This is a genomic window from Acinetobacter sp. V2, assembly GCF_001188385.1.
GTDB classification, from domain to species: Bacteria; Pseudomonadota; Gammaproteobacteria; order Pseudomonadales; family Moraxellaceae; genus Acinetobacter; species Acinetobacter oleivorans.
In genome coordinates, this window is sequence record NZ_JZFB01000001.1 from 223,290 (window position 1) to 225,976 (window position 2,687).

General features: G+C 40.4%; 3 protein-coding genes. All 3 read left to right on the forward strand.

The window, feature by feature from the left end:
- On the forward strand, positions 1–498 hold a 498-nt coding region (locus tag UC75_RS01020), incomplete at its 5' end, for a CoA-transferase (protein WP_228136999.1).
- A gap of 36 nt (positions 499–534) precedes the next feature.
- The gene (dcaP, locus tag UC75_RS01025) at positions 535–1,851 is read left to right on the forward strand and encodes an outer membrane trimeric porin-like protein DcaP (RefSeq protein ID WP_049836401.1); all 1,317 of its coding nucleotides are present in this window, start codon (positions 535–537) and stop codon (positions 1,849–1,851) included.
- An 18-nt stretch (positions 1,852–1,869) separates the two neighbouring features.
- A partial coding sequence (locus UC75_RS01030; protein WP_228137195.1) for an MFS transporter occupies positions 1,870–2,687 on the forward strand: 818 nt, incomplete at its 3' end.

Consider the following 2,687-nt stretch of genomic DNA (forward strand, 5'->3'; position numbering starts at 1 on the left):
GTTTTGGCTTTTGGACCACCGCCACAGCCTGGCGAAGAAGACCAAGATTTGGTTAATGCCGGAAAAGAACTTGTCACTTTATTAGATGGTGGGTGCTTTATGCATCATGGTGACTCGTTTGACATTATGCGTGGCGGTCATCTGGACATTTGTGTAATTGGTGCATTCCAAGTTGCGGTAAACGGAGATTTGGCAAACTGGCATACTGGTAAAGCAGATGATGTGCCCGCAGTCGGCGGTGCTATGGATTTGGCGGTCGGCGCAAAAACGATTTATGTCTATATGGAACATGTCACTAAAAAAGGTGAGTCCAAAATTGTAAAAGAACTGACCTATCCAATGACTGGTGAGCAGTGTGTCAATCGTATTTATACCGATTTATGCATTATTGAACTCAAAGACCAAAAAGCTTATGTCACAGAAATGGTGGAAGGGATTAGTTTTAATGAATTACAAGCAGTCACAGACTGTGAACTAATCGATGCACGTGTAGCCTAAATACACACGGAAAAACGCTTCTTTAAGGATTAAAAGATGAAAAAATTAATTTTAGCTGCAGCTTGCGCTGCGGCTTCAGGGACTATTTTTGCAAATTCTTCAGATACCACAGAACAAAGAATTAATTTGCTAGAAACCGAGCTGCAAAAATTAAAAGCAGAACTTGCTGCTCAGAAACAAACCCAAAATAATTTACAAGTCAAACAGGTAAAGATTGAAGAGAACATCGAAAAAACTAAAGCAACGGTAACAGAAAAGCCCGTTGCTCCTTCGTGGGTCACTTGGACGGATAATGTGAAGGTTTACGGTATTGCCCGTATTGATGCAGCGGTCGATTTTAAATCATCGCCTGATTCGGGCGGTAGAACGACCAGCAGTTTGTACCGAACACCTTTTGAAAGTGAAAAACGTTCAAACCATGCACGCTCTGATGCCATGATTAATGCAAGCAGATTGGGCGTTTATTTTAATAGCCCTAATAAAGCTGTGACTGGAAATATTGAAGCCGATTTCTTTGATAGCTCTAACATGGGAACGGGCGATGGTAAATTCCGTATCCGTCATGCTTTTTTCACTTATAAAGATTGGACCTTTGGTCAAACATGGTCACTCATGTCCAACATGGAAACTCGTACAGAAGCTGTTGATTACACGCAATTTGTGGGAACTTCCTATACGCGTACTCCACAAATTCGCTATGACTGGAAAATTGATGCCAATAATGATTTAAAAGTAGCCTTGGAATATACAGGTTCGAGAGTCTCGGCATTTCCAACTTTAACGGGACGCTATAGCTTTAAACAAGGCCCTTTAACGGCACTTGCTCAAGGCTTTATTAATGAAAAATCTACAGATGTCGCAACTGCCACGGTTAAGAAAGTAAGCTGGGGCGTTGGAGGCGGCTTAAAATATCAATTAACACCTCAGCAGTCGGTACAAGCAAATTATCAATATATTGTCGGTGATCAAAAATTTATGCCGTATACCACACAAAGTGGTTTGGCAAATTCAACAAGTTTAAATGCCGCGGGTGATTTCTCTTTAAACGAAGACAAAACAGATTTGGTTATGAATAAGTTGAATAGCATCAATATTGGTTATTCATATAAATTCAATGAGCAATGGCGTGCAAACTTATCGGCTTCAATGTTTGATTATGATGACGACACGGCTTATGCCAAACTCAACCCAGATGCCAACAAACGCTTAACGGACTACGCAGCTAACGTCTTTTATTCACCGATTGAGCAAATGGATATTGGTATGGAATATCATCAAGGCAAACGAGAAGTGTTTGATGGCAGAACCGCTGATGTATCACGCGTAAACTTTGTATCGATGTATAAATTTTAAAATAGGGCGTAGTTAAAAATGGAAAAAATAGTTGAGCCCAATGCAGAAAATATACTGTCAAAAAGCTTTATTTTTATCATGGCAATGACATGTGGAATTTGTGCGGGTTCAAACTATTATAACCAGCCCTTAATCTATTCAATTGCAGAAGCATTAAAAGTTAATGCCGATCAAGTCGCTTTAACTATTGTGATTAGCCAACTGTCATATGCAGTTGGCCTTTTTATATTGGTTCCCTTAGGCGATTTTTTTGAAAAACGTAGTTATATTTGCTTGCTCATGTGTTGTACGGGTCTTGCACAAGTAGGCTTATCCTTAAGTCAAACCTTGCCAGCTTTATATGGCTTTACCTTTTTAGCCACCTTCTTTTCGATTGCGACTCAAGTTTTAGTTCCTTTCGCCGCAGGTTTAGCTAGCCCGAAAAAAAGCCCTCAAGTTGTAGGCACTCTCATGAGTGGTTTATTTTTGGGAATATTGTTGGCGCGTTCTATTGCAGGCTTACTTTCTACAGTTTGGTCTTGGCATGCGGTTTATTTAATTAGTGGAATTGTCATTTTGGTGTTTGCTTGGGTGATGTGGGTGAAGCTGCCAGTTGCGCGTAAGTCTCACCAACTCAATATTCTACAGATTTATGGTTCACTATTTTCATTAGCAGTTCACCAGCCTCATTTACTGCGCCGTGGTTTGGCAGGAGGAATTGGTTTTGGTATTTTGGCTCTGATTTTTACCACCATGACTTTTATTTTGGCGAATGATCCTTATCACTTTAACGATTTCCAGATTGGTTTATTTGGGATTGTTGGACTGGCAGGTGTGTTTGCGACCCCTTGGGCAGG

Bases quoted from the DNA above. Each gene is read 5' to 3' on its own strand.
- dcaP (WP_049836401.1), top strand. From the start codon at position 535: ATGAAAAAATTAATTTTAGCTGCAGCTTGCGCTGCGGCTTCAGGGACT.